Origin of the sequence: uncultured Ruegeria sp. (genome assembly GCF_947489545.1) — a bacterium.
Lineage (GTDB): Bacteria > Pseudomonadota > Alphaproteobacteria > Rhodobacterales > Rhodobacteraceae > Ruegeria.
On the sequence record NZ_CANLDZ010000085.1, the window covers coordinates 1 to 519 of the forward strand.

Sequence of the window (519 nt, forward strand, 5' to 3'; positions counted from 1 at the left end):
GTGCCCAATACGACGCTAGCGCTGGCCGTTTTTACGGCCGCCCGCGCGGCAGCGCCGGTCCTGTTGTCCGCGGCGCCAGGGGTGCCGTGGATCAACAGGACACTCAGACCGGTTTTCGGATCCGGAGAGAGGACAGACACCAACTATGTCGGCGTCTGCCACAAGCTGTCTGGAAGATCACGCGGCGGCCTGCTGCAGAGTTTGCCAATCCCGCACCTGGGCACGGGGCTCGAAGACATCGTTGATCTTACAGGTCTTCCCGAAGTTGCCTTCGTAGGCCTTCAGAAAAACAGGCGCATCGCTGTCTTCCTCGAGCGTGAGAGTGCCATCGTCACCGACGTAGCTAAAGGGGCTGAAGGAGCCAAGGTTCAACCCGACGGTCTCGATCCACTGGGGCGCAACAATAAGCCAGCTGTGACCGGGATCGGACAGAAAGGTAAAAGTGACGTTCGGCAAAAGGGGGTTCGACATTGGTCGTGCCTCTTGTTGAAGAGTTTAGGAGAGCTGCAGGCGTGGCGC

Annotated in this window: 1 protein-coding gene; it reads right to left on the reverse strand. The window is 59.7% G+C overall.

Annotation, left to right across the window (positions count from 1 at the left end; all coding sequences use genetic code 11):
• Positions 1-177 precede the first annotated feature (177 nt).
• The gene (locus Q1B13_RS26870) at positions 178-471 is read right to left on the reverse strand and encodes a hypothetical protein (protein ID WP_299085963.1); all 294 of its coding nucleotides are present in this window, start codon (positions 469-471) and stop codon (positions 178-180) included.
• Between the last annotated feature and the right edge of the window lie 48 nt (positions 472-519).

Bases quoted from the DNA above. Each gene is read 5' to 3' on its own strand.
- Q1B13_RS26870 (WP_299085963.1), bottom strand. From the start codon at position 471: ATGTCGAACCCCCTTTTGCCGAACGTCACTTTTACCTTTCTGTCCGAT.